The organism is Streptomyces sp. NPDC002306, assembly GCF_053593435.1.
On the sequence record NZ_JBSFCK010000010.1, the window covers coordinates 204,233 to 222,216 of the forward strand.

Sequence of the window (17,984 nt, forward strand, 5' to 3'; positions counted from 1 at the left end):
CTTACGAGCCTATCGGCACTCAGTGACATCCTCGTTGGGCGGTTCGTCACACGACGGCTCCTGCGCCGGCAGCAGCCGCTCCAGTGCGGCCCGGTCGGGCAGGTCGTCCGGCCGTACGACCTCGCCGTCGCGCACGTACAGGAACGCGGCCGTGACCGAGTCCAGGGGAACGCCCTGCTGCTCGGCCCAGGCCAGCCGGTACAGGGCCAGCTGGAGGGGGTCGGCGGTGCGGGTGCGGCTGGTCTTCCAGTCGACGATCTCGTACGTCGTCCCGTCGCCGTCGTCGTGTCGGTAGACGGCGTCGATGCGGCCCCGGACCAAGCGCCCCCCGATGGTGACCTGGACGGGGGTCTCGACGCGGTAGGGCGTGCGGTGCGCGTACACGGTGCGCTCGAAGGCGTCCTTGAGGTCCTGGAGGTCGCGTTCGTCGGCGATCTCGGCATCGCCGCCGGGCAGCTCCTCCGGTTCCAGCATGGGCAACGTCAACTCTTCGAAGCGCGCTTCCACCCAGGCGTGGAAACGGGTGCCCCGGCGCGCGGCCGCTTGCGGGGGGCGCGGCATGGGGCGCGCGAGTTCCTGGGCGAACCCGTCCGGGTCGTCGGCGAGGCGCAGCAGTTCGGTGGCGGTCAGCGTCATGGGCAGCGGCACGTCCCGCACGCTCTGCCGGGCGCGCAGGAGCTCACCCGTGAGGGCACCGAGGTCGCGGTCCCAAGAGGCGACGGTACGGGCCTCCTCCGGTGTGAGGGGGCCGTCCTCGGGGGTGCGGTCGCGCTCGGGGAGCCGGCGGTGCCCGGCCGGCGCGGGGTGCGGGCGAGCGCCGCCCGGGTGCGGGTGCGCGGGCCGCGCGGTCTCCGGGGCGGCGGCCTGGTGCGGCACCGTGGGGCGGTGCGGGTGTGTCGGGCGGTCCGGGTTCGACGGCTTGCGGTCGGGGGCTTCCTCGTCGAAGGGAGTGCTGTTGTCGAATTCGAAGGGAGTGCGGTCGTCGAAGGGGTCCTTCTCGCCGAAGGCGTCGCCTTCGCCGAAGGGATCGCTCTCGCCGAAGGGGTCCGTCTCGCCGAAGGCATCGTCCCCGTCGTTCCCGTCGTACGGGGGTTCGTCGTCCTCCGGCGGCGGGGGCCAGTCCGGGTCGTCGATGGTGTGGGGGGCGTGCGCGGCCGACGGGTGGCCGTCCTCGTGGGAGGCGAGGGTCTCCAGGTGGGCGAGGACCGTCTCGGCGGCGGCGCGGCGGCGGGCCAGGGCGTCGGCGTCGAGGGGCAGGGGCCACACCTGGTCGGCGTCCGCCCGGTGCAGGGCAGGGTTCTCCTGGCCCTCCTCCGGCTCGTCCGCCCATGCCTCGATCTCGCCGTGTCCTGCCACGCAGTGGTCGTACAGGACCCGCAGGAAGTCGGAGGGTCCGCGGGGCTTCTTCTGGGTGGGGCCCCACCAGTGCCCGGAGCCGAGGAGCAGCGAGCGGGGGCGGGTGAAGGTGACATAGCCGAGGCGGAGTTCCTCCGTGTGCTGGTGTTCCTTCATGGCCTCGTGGAAGGCCTTCATGCCGCGGGAGTCCCAGGACCCGATGTCGGGCAGGGTGTCGGCGTCGCCGCGCAGCTCATGCGGCAGCACCTTGCCCTGGGCGGTCCACTTCTCACGGCCCTGGGCGCTGGGGAAGGTGCCCGTGACCAGACCGGGGACGACGACGACGTCCCACTCCAGGCCCTTGGACCGGTGCGCGGTGAGCACCTTGACGGTGTTCTCGCCGCCCGGGAGGGCGTTGTCGAGGCCCTTCTCGTACTGGGCGGCGGTGCGCAGGAAGCCGAGGAAGGCCAGCAGGCCGGCCTCGCCGTCCCCGGCGGCGAAGGAGGCGGCGACGTCGAGGAAGTTCGACAGGGTCTCGCGGCGGCGGGCGGCCAGGGCGTGCGGGGACGCCGACAGCTCCACCTCCAGACCGGTGACGGCGAGGACGCGGTGCAGGACGTCCATGAGCGGGTCGGACAGGGAGCGGCGCAGATCGCGCAGTTCGGCGGCGAGCCGGGCGAAGCGCACGCGCGCGTCGGACGAGAAGGGCAGCCCGTCGTCGTCCCCCGCCCCGTTCAGCGGCGTCTCCAGGAACGTGTCGAGGGCGTCCGCGAGCGAGGTCACCTCGAACGGGTCGACCCCCTCGACGGCCTCGGCGAGCCTGCGGTCGGGGTCGTCGTCGGCGTCCACGCGTGCGTGCGAGACGAGGAGTCGGGCCCGGCGGCCGAGAAGGGCGAGGTCGCGTGGACCGATGCGCCAGCGCGGACCGGTCAGCAGCCGGACCAGCGACGCGTTGGCTCCGGGGTCCTGGAGGACCTCGCAGACGGCCACCAGGTCCGCGACCTCGGGCAGGTGCAGCAGTCCGGAGAGACCGACCACCTCGACGGGCACGTCCCGGGCGACGAGGGCGCCCTGAATCTCGGCGAAGTCGGTGGCCGTACGGCACAGGACGGCGATCTCACCGGGTGCCGTTCCGGTCCGTACGAGGTGGGCGACGGAGTCGGCGATCCAGTCGATCTCCTCGGAGTGCGTGTCCAGGAGGGCGCAGCGGACGATGCCGTCACGTTCGGCGCCGGGTGCCGGGCGCAGCGCCTCCACGCCCGCGTGCATCGCGCGCAGGGGTTCGGCGAGTCCGTTGGCGAGGTCGAGGAGGCGTCCGCCGCTGCGCCGGTTCTCGCTGAGTGACTGGCGGGTGGCGGGGCTGCCGTCGGTGTGGGCGAAGTGCTGGGGGAAGTCGTCGAGGTTGGCGACGGAGGCACCGCGCCAGCCGTAGATCGCCTGGCAGGGGTCGCCGACGGCGGTCACCGGGTGGCCCGTGTCACCGCCGAACAGGCCCGCGAGGAGGATGCGCTGGGCGACCGAGGTGTCCTGGTACTCGTCGAGGAGCACCACACGGAACTCGTCGCGCAGGCTGCGGCCCACCTCGGGGAGCTGGGCGAGCCGCGCCGCGAGGGCGATCTGGTCGCCGAAGTCGAGCAGGTCGCGCTCGCGTTTGGCGGTCCGGTAGCGCAGGACCAGGCCGGCGAGCTCGCGGCGGGCGGCGGCCGTCTCGGGGACCTTGCGCAGCTCGGCGTTGGAGAGTTTCGCGTTCTCCAGGGCGCGCAGCAGGCCGGCGTCCCAGGCGCGCAGGTCCTCGGGCCCTACGAGGTGTTCGGAGAGTTCGCCGTCGAGGGTGAGGAGGTCGCTGACCAGATCGGCGAAGGACCGGGTGAGCGCCGGGTAGGAGCCGGGGGCTTCGCGCAGCACGCGCGCGGCGAGCTGGTAGCGGGTGGCGTCGGCGAGGAGGCGCGCGGTCGGTTCGAGCCCGATGCGCAGACCGTGGTCGGTCAGGAGGCGGCCGGCGAAGGAGTGGTAGGTGGAGATCACGGGCTCGCCCGGGGGGTTGTCCGGGTCGATGACGTCGGGATCGGTGACGCCTGCCTTGATCAGTGCCTTGCGGACGCGTTCGGCGAGTTCGCCGGCGGCCTTGTTGGTGAAGGTCAGGCCGAGGACCTGCTCGGGGGCGACCTGGCCGGTGCCGACCAGCCACACCACGCGGGCGGCCATCACCGTCGTCTTCCCCGAACCGGCTCCGGCCACGATGACCTGCGGGGCGGGCGGTGCGGTGATGCAAGCCGTCTGCTCCGGGGTGAACGGGATGCCGAGGAGCTCTTTGAGCTGCTCGGGGTCGGTGATACGGGCGGGCACGTCAGAGAGGCTAGCCGTGGCCACTGACAGCGGGGGCCCGATCGCCGCTCGGGGAGGGAAGAGAAGCAGGTCAGCACCGGTGGTGTGGTGGGTCACAGCGGCCGCGGACGGGCGCTCGGGTCACTCGACCACGTGACGCCCCTCGGGGCGCGCGCTGCACGAGGCCCGGAAGGAGCAGTGGGTGCAGTGCTGGCCCGTGGTCGGGGTGAACCGTTCGTCGAGGACCTTGCCCGCGGCGGTCGCCAGCAGGTCGCCGACCCATTCGCCCTCCGGTCCGTCCAGGGGCTGCTGCGCCTGCACCTTGGGAAGGGTCTCGCCGCCGTCGCGCATCGCGGCGCCCTGCCGCAGCTGGACGAGTTCGGCGCCGGCCGCCTCGGGCCGCGCTCCGTCGAAGGCGTCGTCGACGGCGCCCTCGCGGACGGCGAGCTGGTAGACGGCGAGCTGGGGATGGCGGGCCACCTCGGCCGAGGTGGGTGCCTGTTTGCCGGTCTTGAAGTCGACGACGTAGGCGCGGCCCTCGGAGTCGGTCTCCACGCGGTCCATCTGGCCGCGGATGCGCACTTCGTAGTCGCCCGCTCCGAGGGTGACGTCGAAGTCCCGCTCACTCGCCACGGACGTACGCCCGGCGCGGTCCATGACGTGCCACTTCAGGAAGCGTTCGAGTGCCACGCGCGCGTTCTCCTTCTCCTGCGCCGACTTCCAGGGCGCGTCGAAGGCGAGCGCGTTCCACACGGAGTCGAGGCGCTCCATGAGGACGGCGAGGTCGGCCGGGGTGTGGCCGGAGGCGACCTCGTCGGCGAGGACGTGCACGACGTTGCCGAAGCCCTGCGCGGCCGTCGCGGGCGTGTCGGCCTTCACCTCCCGGCCCAGGAACCACTGGAGGGAACAGGTGTTGGCGAGCTGGTCGAGGGCGCTGCCGGACAGCACGACGGGCTGGTCGCGGTCGCGCAGCGGCACCTTGCTCTCGGTCGGCTCGAACATGCCCCACCAGCGGTAGGGGTGCGCGGACGGCACCAGCGGACGGCCGTCCTCGTCGGCGAGCGCGGCGAGCCGGGCCAGCCTGCGGGCGGCGGCCTCCCTGAGACCCTGCGAGACGCGCGGGTCGACCGTCGTGGCGCGCAGTTCGGCGACGAGCGCGGCGACCGACAGCGGACGGCGGGGGCGGCCGGTGACGTCCCTGGGCTCCACGCCGAGTTCGGTGAGGAAGCGGGAGGGCTGGTCGCCGTCCTCGGCGGGGGCCTTCACGGCGGTGACGACGAGGCGTTCACGCGCGCGTGTGGCGGCCACGTAGAACAGGCGTCGCTCCTCGGCGAGCAGGGCGCCCGGGATGAGCGGTTCGGCGAGTCCGTCGCGGCCGATGCGGTCGGCCTCCAGCAGGGAGCCGCGGCGGCGCAGATCGGGCCACAGGCCCTCCTGGACACCGGCCACGACGACCAGGCGCCATTGCAGGCCCTTGGAGCGATGCGCGGTCATCAGGCGGACGGCGTCGGGGCGCACGACACGGCGGGTGAGCGTGTCGGCGGCGATGTCCTCGGCCTCGATCTCCTCCAGGAAGTTCAGCGCGCCCCGGCCTCCGGTGCGCTGCTCCGCACGCGTGGCGGTCGCGAACAGCGCGCACACGGCGTCGAGGTCACGATCGGCGTTACGGCCCGCCGCGCCGCCGCGCCGCGCGGAGCGCTCCAGGCGGCCGGGCCACGGCGTGCCCGCCCACAGATCCCACAGCGCCTCCTCGGCGCTGCCGCCGCCCGCGAGGCGCTCGCGCGCCTTCCTGAGCAGCGCGCCGAGGCGCTGGGCGCCGCGGGCGTACGCCGGGTCGTGCGCCACCAGACGCTCGGGCTCGGCGAGCGCACGCGCGAGCAGTTCGTCGGAGGGAGGCGGCACGGGGTTGCCCGCCGCCCGCTCCTCCTCCCGCAGGGCGCGGCCGAGGCGGCGCAGGTCGGCGGCGTCCATGCCGGCGAGGGGGGAGGTGAGCAGGGTCAGCGCGACTTCGGTGCCGAGCCAGCAGGCGTCGGCGACGGGCTGAGGTCCGGTGTGGGGCTCTGGATCGGACTCAGGCTGCGGATCCGGATCCGGGTTCGGGTTCCGCTCCGGCTCCGGCTCCGGCTCCGGCTCCGGCTCCGGCTCCGGCTCCGGCTCCGGCTCCGGCTCCGAGCCAGGCTGCGGCTCGGACGCCGGTTCCGCGTCCGACTGCGACTGCGGCTCGGACTCCGGTTCCGGCTCGGACCCCGACGCCGGCTCTGCCGTCGGGTCCTCAAGAGTGTCCGTACGTCCGTCTCCGCCGCGTCCGCCGGCCTCCGCCGTCGCCACCGCGCGCAGCGCCGTCAGCAGGGGTGCCACCGAAGGTTCGTGTCGCAGCGGAAGGTCGTCGCCGTCTATGTCGAGCGGGACGCCGGCGGCCGTGAGGGCTCGGCGGACGGACGGGATGACGCGTGCCCCGGCACGCACCAGGACCGCCATCTCGCCCCACGGGACACCGTCCTCCAGATGGGCCCTGCGGAGGATGTCGGCGATGTTGTCCAGCTCGGTTCCGGCCGTCGGGTACGTGAACACCTCGACGGCCCCGCCGTCGTGGACCGCGGTGAGCTCGCGGTGGGCCCGGACCTTTTCCGCCGGGAGGCGGGTCAGCGGCATACGCCGGGTCAGCAGCCTGCTAGCGGCCAGCAGGGTGCTCCCCGAGCGGCGCGAGGTGCGCAGGACCTCGACGGGGGCCGGGCGGCCGTCGGAGCGGGGAAAGGCCTGGGGGAAGTCGAGGATGCCGTTCAGGTCCGCGCCCCGGAAGGCGTAGATCGACTGATCGGGGTCGCCGAAGGCGACAAGGGTGCGGCCACCGCCGGCGAGGGCGTGCAGCAGGCGCACCTGGGCGGGATCGGTGTCCTGGTACTCGTCGACGAAGACGGCGTCGTACTGGGCGGCGAGTCGGCGGGCGGTCTCGGGACGGTGGGCGAGAAGCACCGCGCGGTGGACCAGTTCCGCGTAGTCGAGCACGCCCTGGAGGTCGAGGACGTCGAGGTACTCGGCGAGGAACACGGCCGCGGCCCGCCAGTCGGGTCGGCCGATGCGGCGGGCGAAGGCCGCGAGAGCCTCCGGGCCCAGCCCCAGCTCGCGGCTGCGGGCGAGGACCGCGCGGACCTCGTCGGCGAAGCCCCGGGTGGTCAGGCAGGCGCGCAGTTCGTCCGGCCAGCGCACATGGGCGAGGCCGAGACGCTCCAGGTCGAGCTGGCCGGCCAGCAGTTCACGGACGGCGACGTCCTGCTCCGGGCCGGACAGCAGGCGCAGCGGCTCCGCGAAGAGTTCGCTTTCCTGGTGGGCGCGGATCAGGGCGTAGCAGAACGAGTGGAAGGTGGTCGCCTGCGGCGCGTGGGCCGCGCCGGTGCGCAGCGCCATGCGGTCGCGCAGTTCGACGGCGGCCTTGCGGCTGAACGTGAGCACCAGGATCCGTGCCGGGTCGCAGCCCTGGTCGATACGGGCCGCCACGGACTCGACGAGGGTGGTGGTCTTGCCGGTGCCCGGACCCGCGAGGACGAGCAGCGGCCCGGTCGTGTGGTCAACCACGGCGCGCTGTGCGGCGTCCAGACGAGGAGGGACCGGTCGGGCCGGCGGGGTACGCACCAGTCGGTAAGCACCACTGTTCCCCTCCCGCACCTGGGGGTGCGGGAGGCGTCTGGTGGAGAAAGCGGAGCTCACGTGGTTCGCCGGTCCTGGTGGGTGTAACGGGGGGCTGTCGCTGCCGACGCGGGGCGCCGGTCGTCGTGGTCGTAGAGGTGGTCGTCGGGTCACGGGCGGCCCGCAGACGGAAGGAAGGTGACCGCGGGGTGCGGGGGACGAGTGCAGCCGACGCTACGCCGACCGACGGCGCGGAAGCAGGGCTTCCCCTCCTTCCCGCACGGTCCACACGACCGGCACGACCCGCACGATCTGTACGACCCGCACGGCCCGCACCGCTCGTGCCCGCCCGGCGCGTACAACCCGCCCGGCCCGTGCGACCCGTCCGCCTCGCGTGTCCACGTCCCTCGACCCACGAACGTACGGCATGCCACGGCAGTGCCCCGTTTCCCCCGTACGGGCCACAGGTTTCCCCTCGGCCCGCACGGTGGCGGAAGCTGTCAGGTGTGACCCTCCGTGCGTTCGCCGCCGTCCCAGCGCGCCCGCTTCATGTCGAGGCGCGGCACATGGCCCTCGGCGGCCCTGCTCGCCTCCTTCAGCGGTGTGCCCTCCGCGCGGTAGTGGTCCATCGCCCGCAGTTCGTGACCGGGCAGCAGGACGCCGTCGGCGCGCACCACACGCCACCACGGGGCGGCTCCTCCGTAGAGGGCCATCACGCGGCCGACCTGGCGCGGACCGCCCTCGTCCAGCCATTCGGCGACGTCCCCGTACGTCATGACGCGCCCCGGCGGGATCAGCTCGGCGACGTCCAGGACCCGCTCGGCGTACTCCGGCAGCGCGTCCCCGTGCTCCGGGTGGGCGTCGTCCGGAAGGCTCTGCTCGCTCATTCGCCCCATCCTGCCCCACCCCACCGACAGCGCGACGGCCCCGCGACCGTGCGTGACCCTCGCCCTGGGGCGAGGCTTGGGGCAGACTGTGCGCCCCCGCATTTGCACCCTGATGCCCCCGTGTGTCGGTGGGGCATGCCACCATCATGCGGGCGGTGAACCGGTGATACGAGACCAAGAAGAGACGATGAAGCAGCAGGGTGTACACCCCGAGGACGCGGAGGGTACCTCTGACGCTGCGTCGCGCCCGGACACCGACGACGCGCCCGGCAAGGGCTCCGACCACGGCGGAAAGACGGCCGGGAAGCCGCCCCCTCCGCCCTCGGACTGCGCCGAGGAGGTGTACGCCGACGAGGTCGAGGGTGACGAACCACTCCTCCCCGCGCGCGTGCACCGGCCGTCGGACCTGATGCGGCTGCTGGTGGGCGTGCTCGCCGTGGCCGTGCTGCTCGCGATCGCCGCGTTCGCGCACGGAACGACCTCCGGACTCGAACAGGACATCAACAAGGGCACCGGTCAGGCGCCCGATCTCCTGATCAAGATCGCGGGGCTGGCGTCGAGCATCGCGATCCTGCTCGTGCCGGTCGCCTTCGCGATCGAACGGCTGATCAAACGGGACGGGCTGCGCATCGCCGACGGCGTGCTCGCGGCGGTCCTCGCCCACGGAGTGACCCTCGCCACCGACCTGTGGGTCGCCAAAGCCGCCCCGGGCTCGATCCAGGAGGCGCTGACCCAGCCGTCCCCCGGTGACATCCACGCTCTGACCGACCCGGTGCACGGCTACCTCGCTCCCGTCATCGCCTACATGACGGCCGTCGGCATGTCCCGCAGACCCCGCTGGCGCTCCGTGCTGTGGATCGTGCTGCTCCTCGACGCGTTCTCCATGCTGGTCACCGGTTACACCACCCCCTTCTCGATCATCCTGACGGTGCTGATCGGCTGGACCGTGGCCTACGGCACGCTGTACGCGGTCGGCTCACCGAACGTCAGACCCACCGGGCGGACGCTGATGGCGGGTCTGCGGACCGTCGGCTTCCACCCCGTGAGTGCGGCCCGTGAGGACGCCTCCGAGACATCGGAGAACGGCGACCGCGGACGGCGTTATTTCGTCACCCTGGAGGACGGTCCGCCACTGGACGTCACCGTGGTCGACCGGGAGCAGCAGGCGCAGGGCTTCTTCTACCGTGCCTGGCGCAACCTGACGCTGCGCGGCTTCGCCACCCGCAGCAGCCTCCAGTCGCTGCGCCAGGCCCTGGAGCAGGAGGCGCTGCTCGCGTACGCGGCCATCGCGGCCGGTGCCCACGCCCCCAAGCTCATCGCGACCTCCGAGCTCGGACCCGACGCCGTGATGCTCGTCTACGAGCACACCGGCGGCCGCACCCTCGACTCGCTGGCCGACGAGGACATCACCGACGAACTGCTGCACAACACCTGGCGCCAGGTGCACGCGCTGCAGTCCCGGCGCATCGCGCACCGCCGGCTGTCCGGCGACGCGATTCTGGTGGATCGTTCCGGCAAGGTGATCCTCACCGATCTGCGCGGCGGCGAGATCGCGGCCGGTGACCTGCTGCTGCGCATGGATGTCGCACAGCTCGTGACGACGCTGGGGCTGCGGGCGGGAGCGGAGCGCGCGGTGGCCTCCGCGGTGGGCGTCCTCGGCCCCGACGCCGTCGCCGACTGCCTGCCGATGCTCCAGCCCATCGCCCTGACCCGCTCCACGCGCGCGACGCTGCGCAAGCTCGCCCGAGAGCGCGCGCAGCGCGAACGCGAGGCGGTCCTGGAGGCGTCCCGGCAGGCCAAGCAGGCGCGCCTGGAGGCGGCCGAGGACGAGGCCGTGCCCGCCGCCGCACCCGACAAGCCGGGCAAGAAGGCCGTACGCGCGGAGCAGCGGGCCGAGAAGCGGGCCATCGACGAGGCCGTGGAGGAGGCGCGCGAAGAGGATCTGCTCACCCAGATCCGGCACCAGGTGCTGCGGATCAGACCGCAGGCGCCGGTCGAGCCGGCCCGCCTGGAACGGGTCCGGCCGCGCACCCTGATCAGCTTCATCGCCGGTGCCATCGGCGCGTACTTCCTGCTGACGCAGCTCACCCACATCGAGTTCGCGACCGTGTTCTCCAACGCCCAGTGGGGCTGGGTCGTCGCGGCGGTGCTGTTCTCGGCGCTCAGCTACGTCGCCGCGGCGATGAGCCTGCTCGGCTTCGTGCCGGAACGGGTGCCGTTCGTACGCACCGTGGGGGCGCAGGTCGCCGGGTCGTTCGTGAAGATCGTGGCGCCGGCCGCGGTGGGCGGTGTCGCCCTCAACACACGCTTCCTCCAGCGCGCGGGCGTGCGTCCCGGGCTCGCGGTGGCCAGTGTGGGCGCGTCGCAGTTGTTCGGGCTGGGCTGCCACATCCTGATGCTGCTGTCCTTCGGCTATCTGACCGGCACCGAGAAGACGCCGTCGCTGTCGCCGTCCCGGACGGTCATCGCGGGTCTGCTGACGGTGGCGGTGCTCGTGCTCGTGGTGACCTCCGTGCCGTTCCTGCGCAAGTTCGTCGTCACGCGCGTGAGGTCGCTGTTCGCGGGTGTCGTGCCGCGCATGCTCGACGTGCTGCAACGGCCGCAGAAGCTGATCACCGGCATCGGCGGCATGCTGCTGCTGACCGCCTGCTTCGTGATGTGCCTGGACGCGTCGATCCGCGCCTTCGGCGACCAGTCGACCTCGCTCAGCATCGCCAGCGTCGCCGTCGTCTTCCTGGCCGGCAACGCGCTCGGGTCCGCGGCGCCGACGCCCGGCGGCGTGGGCGCGGTCGAGGCGACGCTGACGGTCGGTCTGATCGCCGTGGGCCTGCCCAAGGAGGTCGCCGCGCCCGCCGTGCTGCTGTTCCGGCTGCTCACCCTGTGGCTGCCGGTGCTGCCGGGGTGGCTGGCCTTCAACCATCTGTCGCGCAAGGGAGCGCTCTGACAAGTAGGACAGCCGTACCTCGTACGGCCCGTGTCCCGCGCGCGCGGACGCGCGCCACCCCACGATGGGATCATGCCCATCCCCTCCCGGCTGCGCGCCGCCGCCCTGACCGCCACCGCCGTACTGCTGTCCTCAGTGCTGGCGGGCTGCGGCGACGACTCCACGAAGGACGAGGACCTCTCGGCCCAGAAGCTCGGCTGGAAGGACTGTCCGGCCCCGTCCCCCGCGGAGGGCGGCGGTGAGGCCCCGTCACCTCTTCCGGGTGGCGCCGAGTGGCAGTGCGCCACGATGAGAACGCCCCTCGACTGGGCCCACCCCAAGGGCGCCACCATCGGCATCGAGCTCATCCGGGCCAAGGCGAGCGGTCCGAAGAACAAGCGCATCGGGTCGCTGGTGTTCAACTTCGGTGGTCCCGGCGGCTCGGGCGTCAGCACACTGCCCGCCTTCGCCACGGACTACGGGGCCCTGCGCACGCGCTACGACCTGGTGAGCTTCGACCCGCGCGGAGTGGGCCGCAGCGCCCCCGTGCAGTGCCTGGACGACCAGCAGCTCGACCACTACTTCCAGCAGGACGCCATCCCCGGCGACGCCACCGAACAGGCCGCGTTCGTGCGCAACACCAAGCAGTTCAACGCCGCCTGCGAGAAGAACTCCAAGAAGATGCTGCCGCATGTGCGCACCACCGACGCGGCCCGCGACATGGACCTGCTGCGCCACGTCCTCGGTGACGCCAGGCTCCACTACTTCGGCATCTCCTACGGCACCGAACTGGGCGGTGTCTACGCCCACTTGTTCCCGAAGAACGTGGGACGGGCCGTCTTCGACGGGGTCGTCGATCCGACGCAGACGTCGGAGGAGGGTGCGCTCGGTCAGGCCAAGGGTTTCCAGCTCGCCCTCGACAACTTCGCCGAGGACTGCACCTCCAAGGTCGAGGACTGCCCGGTCGGCGACACACCCGAGGACGTCAAGGACCGCATCGCGACCCTGCTCGGGGACCTCTCCAAGAAGCCGATCCCCGGCATCCTTCCGCGCGAACTGACCCAGACGGCCGCGACCAACGGCATCGCGCAGGCCCTGTACTCGAAGGACTTCTGGCAGTACCTCACCGAGGGTCTGGAGGAGGCGTACGACGGTGACGGCAGGATCCTGATGCTGCTGTCCGACTCGCTGAACGGGCGCAGCGCGAACGGCGAGTACAGCAACATCGTCGCGGCCAACGTCTCCATCAACTGCGCCGACGACAAGCCCCGCTACACCGAGGACCACGTGCTGGAGAAGGTGCCCGAGTTCCGGGCCGCCTCACCGCTGTTCGGCGATTTCCTGGCCTGGGGCATGCTGAGCTGCACCGACTGGGCGGTGGCCGGCGCCGCCGACCATCCCGACGTCCACGCGCCCGGCGCGGCGCCGATCCTCGTGGTGGGCAACACCGGCGACCCGGCCACGCCGTACGAGGGCGCGCGGAAGATGGTGGACGCGCTGGGCAAGGGTGTCGGGGTGGAGCTGACGTACAAGGGGCAGGGGCACGGCGCGTACGACAGCAAGAACAAGTGCGTGCAGAGCGCGGTGAACGGCTACCTGCTGGACGGGAAGGTGCCGAAGGACGGGACCGTGTGCTCCTGAATCCCCCTCAGGTCGGCCAAAGCAGCAGGTCAGGCGGTTATCCACAGGTCTCGGCGGGCTCGGCTCGCGCCGCCTAGTATGGCCTGACCGCCGAACCGCTGCTCGACGCGGACGGCCTGCGAGGGGGGAACACTCGGATGGCGCGATGGGCACGATGGACGGCGCTGGGCGCGGCCGCACTGCTGGTGGCGGGCTGTGGCGGCGGCTCGTCGTCCGACAACGGAAAGAACGGCGAGGGGACGGGCAGCGCGAAGCCTTCGGCGTCCTCGCCCCGGGCCGCCGCCACGGCGCCCGCGCTGCCCGCGAAGCTGACGAACCAGAAGCTCGACTGGGGGCGGTGCGAGGCGACCGCCGACTCCCCCGCACCGGGCGGCGACTGGCAGTGCGCGACGCTCGAGGCGCCGCTGGACTGGGCGAAGCCCGAGGGGCGCACGACAGATCTGGCGATGATCCGGGCCAAGGCGCGCGGCGGGGACCGCATCGGCTCGCTCCTGTTCAACTTCGGCGGCCCCGGCGGCTCGGGCGTGTCCATGATGCCCTCGTACGGGTCCACCGTGTCCGTGCTGCGCGAGCGGTACGACCTGGTGAGCTGGGACCCGCGCGGGGTCTCCGCCAGCGGCGGCGTGCGCTGTCGCGGTGACCGGCAGATCCAGGCCGCCGAGGCGATCGACGCGACACCCGACACCCCGGCCGAGGAACAGGCGTACTTCCAGGACGCCGCCGACTTCGGCCGCGGCTGCCAGAAGGCCGCCGGAGACCTGATGGCGCACGTGTCGACCACCGACACCGCCCGGGACATGGACCTGATGCGCCAGGTTCTCGGCGACGACAGGCTCCACTACTTCGGCATCTCCTACGGCACCGAACTCGGTGGCGTCTACGCCCACTTGTTCCCGCAGAACGTCGGGCGGCTGATCCTCGACGCGGTCGTCGACCCGAGCGCCGACACGGTGGGACACGCCCAGAACCAGACGAGAGGCTTCCAGCGCGCGCTGAACGACTACCTCAAGTCCACCGGCCAGGACCCGAAGCAGGGCACGCGGAAGATAGCCGACCTGTTGAAGCGGATCGACGCCGAGCCGCTGCCCACGTCGTCGGGGCGCGAGCTGACGCAGACGCTGGCGGTCATCGGCATCGTCCTGCCGTTGTACAGCGAGGCCGGCTGGCCGAGCCTGACCAGCGCCCTGAAGGAGGCGGAGCAGGGTGACGGCTCGGAGCTGCTGACGCTCGCCGACGGCTACAACGAGCGGGACGGCTCCGGGCACTACGGCACGACGACCCACTCGCAGCGGGTCATATCGTGCCTGGACGACAAGCAGCGGCCCACGCTGGAGGAGACGAAGAAGCGCCTGCCGGAGTTCGAGAGGCTCTCGCCCGTGTTCGGGGACTTCCTCGGCTGGGACACGGTCGGCTGGTGCCACGACTGGCCGGTGGCCGGTCAGCACGACACTCCGGAGGTGAGCGCGCCCGGGGCGGCGCCGATCCTGACGGTCGGCAACACGGGCGACCCCGCGACCCCGTACGAGGGTGCCCGCAGGATGGCGGACGAACTGGGCAAGGGCGTCGGCGTGGTGCTCACCTGGAAGGGCGAGGGGCACGGGGCGTACGGCAGCGGAAGCGACTGCGTCGACTCCACGGTCAACGCGTACCTGCTGCGGGGGACGGTGCCGAAGGACGGCAAGGTCTGCTCGTGACGGGGGCCGCGGGGGCGGCTCGTCGGCCCGGGCACGACGTCGGGCGGTGACGGCCGAAGCCCACGGCGTCCGACGGGGTCGGGGCCGTGGGCTTCCTCTGGCCTGCGCCTGCTGGTCGGTGGGACCGGCGGCTAGTAGACCGGCTTGTCCGGTTCGATCTGGTTGACCCAGCCGATCACGCCGCCGCCGACGTGCACGGCGTCCGCGAAGCCCGCGGACTTTAGGACGGCGAGGACTTCCGCGCTGCGGACGCCCGTCTTGCAGTGCAGGACGATCTTCTTGTCCTGCGGGAGGGACTCCAGCGCGGTGCCCATGAGGAACTCGTTCTTCGGGATCAGCTTGGCGCCGGGAATCGAGACGATCTCGTACTCGTTGATCTCGCGGACGTCGATGATCTCGATGTTCTCGCCGTCGTCGATCCACTCCTTGAGCTGCTTGGGAGTGATCGTCGAGCCGGCGGCCGCCTGCTGGGCCTCCTCGGACACGACGCCGCAGAAGGCCTCGTAGTCGATGAGCTCGGTGACGGTCGGGTTGTCGCCGCAGACCGCGCAGTCGGGGTCCTTGCGGACCTTGACCTGGCGGTACTGCATCTCCAGGGCGTCGTAGATCATCAGGCGGCCGACCAGCGGTTCGCCGGTGCCGGTGAGGACCTTGATCGCCTCGGTGACCTGGATGGAACCGATGGACGCGCACAGCACGCCGAGGACGCCGCCCTCGGCGCAGGAGGGGACCATGCCGGGCGGCGGGGGCTCCGGGTAGAGGCAGCGGTAGCAGGGCCCGTGCTCGGACCAGAAGACGGAGGCCTGGCCGTCGAAGCGGTAGATCGAACCCCACACGTACGGCTTGTTCAGCAGCACGCAGGCGTCGTTGACCAGGTAGCGGGTGGCGAAGTTGTCCGTGCCGTCGACGATCAGGTCGTACTGGCTGAAGATGTCCATCACGTTCTCGGCTTCGAGCCGTTCCTCGTGAAGGACCACGTTCACGTACGGATTGATGCCGAGGACGGAGTCGCGTGCGGACTCGGCCTTGGAGCGGCCGATGTCCGCCTGGCTGTGAATGATCTGCCGCTGCAGGTTCGACTCGTCGACCTCGTCGAACTCCACGATGCCGAGCGTGCCCACGCCCGCCGCGGCCAGGTACATCAGCGCCGGCGAGCCCAGGCCGCCGGCGCCCACACAGAGCACCTTGGCGTTCTTCAGCCGCTTCTGCCCGTCCATCCCGACGTCGGGGATGATCAGGTGGCGGGAGTACCTGCGAACCTCGTCTACGGTGAGCTCGGCAGCCGGCTCGACCAGGGGTGGCAACGACACGGGGACTCCGTTGGTCGGTCAATCACTACAGTAGTTCTCCTCGCAACACTGCCACGGCCTTCTTCATTCCGAGACACCCGTTCCGACCCGCGAGACGATCTCGTCCCAGTAGCCGGGCAGGGTCTCCCAGGGGTCGACGCGGCCGCCGCGGTCCGTCCGGTCGGTGAAGTAGATCGTCGCGGCGCCCTGCCAGCGGGCGATGCGCAGCGCCTCGTCGAGGTGACCGCGCGGGACACCGTGCACCAGGTGGCAGAAGCGCTCGGGCGGATAGTCGGCGGTCCACTCGGCCACTTGCGACCAGCGGTAGTCGCTCCAGGGGCCGGAGAACGTGACGAGTTGGTCGGCGTTCTCCGCGTAGCCGGGATACGGGTGGGTGCCGTGGCCGAGGACGATGTGGATGTCGTCGTGCAGGGCGCGCAGCGCGGCCACCGTGCGGCGCGCCCCGGGGAGCGCGGTGCGTTCGCTCGGGCAGCGGTCCAGCAGGAAGCCGTCGACGCGGTACCAGTCGCGATAGCGGTGCGCTTCGGCGATCACGTCGGCGAAGGGGCGGGTCCCGTGGGCGGTGTCGAGGTGGCCGAGGACCCGCACGCCCGCGTTGCGCACCCGGCCGGCCGCCTCCAGGCAGTGCGGGTCGGGGCGGACGCCGGGGCCGTCGGCGACGTTCAGGACCACCCAGTCCAGGGGTGTTCCGGGACGGGTGAGTTCGCCCCACTCGGTCGGCGCGAGGAGGGGGTGGGCGTAGCCCGGGACGCCGAAGCCGGTGCGGACGTCGGTGCTCGCGGTGCCGGTCGTCGAGCTGGTCAGATGCGGCACGCCGCCTCCATCCAGATGTCGGCGAGGGACTCTTCGAGGTTGATGCGGGGCCGCCAGCCGAGCCGGTCGCGCGCGGTGCGCACATCGGCCTGCTGCCAGCTGCCACAGCCGTCGGGGTACGGGTAGGCGACCGGGGCGGCGTGGTCCGGGTCGGTGCGCGGGTGGCCGATGGTCGCCCGCAGGTGATGGCCGCCGGACGGCCCGTCGAGTTCGTGCAGGCTGCCGCTGTAGCCGGCCACGCGGGCGAGGATCGCGGCGGCGTCCCGCAGTCGCACGGCGCGGCCCGAGCCGATGTTGATGACGCCCTGCGCGGCGGACAGCGAGGCCGCGTGGACGGCACGGGCCACGTCGCGTACGTCGATGAAGTCGCGTTGGGCGCCGAGACCGCCGAGTTTGAGCTCGCCGTCGCCGGACTGCATGGCACGGCGCATGGCCTCGGCGAGGCGGCCGAGCGGGGAGCCCGCGGGGGTGCCGGGTCCGGCGGGCGAGAAGACCCGCAGGACGACGGCGTCGAGGCCGGAGCCGAGGACGAGTTCGGTGGCGGCGAGCTTGCTGACGCCGTAGGGGCCGCCGGGGCGCGGGACGGCGTCCTCGGCCGTGGAGGAGCCGGGCTGGCTGGGGCCGTACTCGGCGCCGCAGCCGATCTGCACCAGCCGGGCGCCGCAGCCGCTGCGGCGCAGTGCCTCGCAGACGGTGGCGACGGCGACGGTGTTGTGCCGGGTGAGGTCGCGGGCGCCGCCACGGGTGGCGCCGGCGCAGTTGACGACGACCTGGGGGTGGACCGCGTCGAGGAAGCGGGTGAGCGCGCCGGGGCTGCCGGACGCGAGGTCGAAGCGGACGTCGGCGTCGTCACCGCGGCCGAGCGCGGTGAGCTGGACGGCCGGGTCGGCGAGCAGCCGGTCGGCGACGAAGCGGCCGAGGTAGCCGTTGGCTCCGGTCAGCAGGACTCTCATCGCGCGGCTCCCGGGGTGTGCGTTCCGGATGTTCCGGTGGCTCCGGACGCTCCGGGTCGGGAGGTGGTCATCTCGTGTTCTCCTTCGCGGGGGTGATGCGGTTGCCTCCGGCGCGCAGGCCGGTTCTCCCAGTGCGGACGGCAGATCGGGGGGTACGGCGCGCACCCGGTCGCCAGGGGCGCGCCTCGCCGGTGGTCATGGGGTCGCGGACGCACGTCGTCACGGACCGGGGACGCACGTCGTGATGGGGTCCGCGACGGACGTCGTCGTGGCGGCGACGGCGGAGGTACGCGTCGTCACGGGGTCGGGACGCACACCGCCGGTCGTCGCCACGGAGTCGGAGCGCGCGCCGCCGGTCGTCGTCACGGGGTCGGGACGCGCACCGCCGGTCGTCGCCACGGAGCCGGGGACGCTGGTCGTCGGTCGTCGTCACGAGGTCCGCAGCGCGCGTCGCCGGTCGTCGTCGCGGAGGCGGAGTC

General features: G+C 72.4%; 10 protein-coding genes. 3 read left to right on the plus strand and 7 right to left on the minus strand.

The genetic code is table 11. From position 1 onward, the window contains the following. Nucleotides 1–9 precede the first annotated feature (9 nt). The 3 genes from ACWCQK_RS21810 to ACWCQK_RS21820 all read right to left on the minus strand — a co-directional run bounded on the left by ACWCQK_RS21810 (nt 10) and on the right by ACWCQK_RS21820 (nt 8,171). Nucleotides 10–3,681 (minus strand): UvrD-helicase domain-containing protein, encoded by a 3,672-nt coding sequence (locus ACWCQK_RS21810; protein WP_451157218.1) that lies wholly within the window; start codon nt 3,679–3,681, stop codon nt 10–12. Between the two features lie 120 nt (nt 3,682–3,801). Next, the gene (locus tag ACWCQK_RS21815) at nt 3,802–7,365 is read right to left on the minus strand and encodes an ATP-dependent helicase (RefSeq protein ID WP_451157219.1); all 3,564 of its coding nucleotides are present in this window, start codon (nt 7,363–7,365) and stop codon (nt 3,802–3,804) included. 419 nt (nt 7,366–7,784) lie between these two features. Beyond that, nucleotides 7,785–8,171 (minus strand): MGMT family protein, encoded by a 387-nt coding sequence (locus ACWCQK_RS21820; RefSeq protein ID WP_451157221.1) that lies wholly within the window; start codon nt 8,169–8,171, stop codon nt 7,785–7,787. 187 nt (nt 8,172–8,358) lie between these two features. On the opposite strand from ACWCQK_RS21820, the gene ACWCQK_RS21825 reads away from it, so the two are divergent. The 3 genes from ACWCQK_RS21825 to ACWCQK_RS21835 all read left to right on the plus strand — a co-directional run bounded on the left by ACWCQK_RS21825 (nt 8,359) and on the right by ACWCQK_RS21835 (nt 14,429). Continuing rightward, nucleotides 8,359–11,115: a lysylphosphatidylglycerol synthase domain-containing protein gene (locus ACWCQK_RS21825; protein WP_451157223.1), complete on the plus strand. Its 2,757-nt coding sequence runs from the start codon at nt 8,359–8,361 to the stop codon at nt 11,113–11,115. A gap of 72 nt (nt 11,116–11,187) precedes the next feature. Beyond that, nucleotides 11,188–12,735, plus strand: a complete 1,548-nt coding sequence (locus tag ACWCQK_RS21830; protein ID WP_451157225.1) for an alpha/beta hydrolase — start codon at nt 11,188–11,190, stop codon at nt 12,733–12,735. A gap of 137 nt (nt 12,736–12,872) precedes the next feature. Then, the gene (locus ACWCQK_RS21835; RefSeq protein ID WP_451157227.1) at nt 12,873–14,429 is read left to right on the plus strand and encodes an alpha/beta fold hydrolase; all 1,557 of its coding nucleotides are present in this window, start codon (nt 12,873–12,875) and stop codon (nt 14,427–14,429) included. A 131-nt stretch (nt 14,430–14,560) separates the two neighbouring features. Here the strand turns inward: ACWCQK_RS21835 and moeZ are convergent, their stop codons facing one another. The 4 genes from moeZ to ACWCQK_RS21855 form a co-directional block, all read right to left on the minus strand. Further along, nucleotides 14,561–15,739, minus strand: a complete 1,179-nt coding sequence (gene moeZ / locus ACWCQK_RS21840; protein ID WP_451157229.1) for an adenylyltransferase/sulfurtransferase MoeZ — start codon at nt 15,737–15,739, stop codon at nt 14,561–14,563. 63 nt (nt 15,740–15,802) lie between these two features. After that, entirely contained in the window at nt 15,803–16,552 is a 750-nt protein-coding gene (locus tag ACWCQK_RS21845) for a spherulation-specific family 4 protein (RefSeq protein ID WP_451157231.1), read from the minus strand. Next, on the minus strand, nt 16,540–17,505 hold the full coding sequence (locus ACWCQK_RS21850; protein ID WP_451157233.1) for an NAD-dependent epimerase/dehydratase family protein: 966 nt from the start codon (nt 17,503–17,505) through the stop codon (nt 16,540–16,542). The genes ACWCQK_RS21845 and ACWCQK_RS21850 overlap by 13 nt, the downstream gene beginning before the upstream one ends. Before the next feature lie 219 nt (nt 17,506–17,724). After that, a complete protein-coding gene (locus tag ACWCQK_RS21855; protein WP_451157235.1) occupies nt 17,725–17,904 on the minus strand; it encodes a hypothetical protein in 180 nt (59 codons plus the stop codon). Nucleotides 17,905–17,984: the final 80 nt, after the last annotated feature.

Bases quoted from the DNA above. Each gene is read 5' to 3' on its own strand.
- ACWCQK_RS21820 (WP_451157221.1), bottom strand. From the start codon at position 8,171: ATGAGCGAGCAGAGCCTTCCGGACGACGCCCACCCGGAGCACGGGGAC.
- ACWCQK_RS21825 (WP_451157223.1), top strand. From the start codon at position 8,359: ATGAAGCAGCAGGGTGTACACCCCGAGGACGCGGAGGGTACCTCTGAC.
- ACWCQK_RS21830 (WP_451157225.1), top strand. From the start codon at position 11,188: ATGCCCATCCCCTCCCGGCTGCGCGCCGCCGCCCTGACCGCCACCGCC.
- ACWCQK_RS21835 (WP_451157227.1), top strand. From the start codon at position 12,873: ATGGCGCGATGGGCACGATGGACGGCGCTGGGCGCGGCCGCACTGCTG.
- ACWCQK_RS21850 (WP_451157233.1), bottom strand. From the start codon at position 17,505: ATGAGAGTCCTGCTGACCGGAGCCAACGGCTACCTCGGCCGCTTCGTC.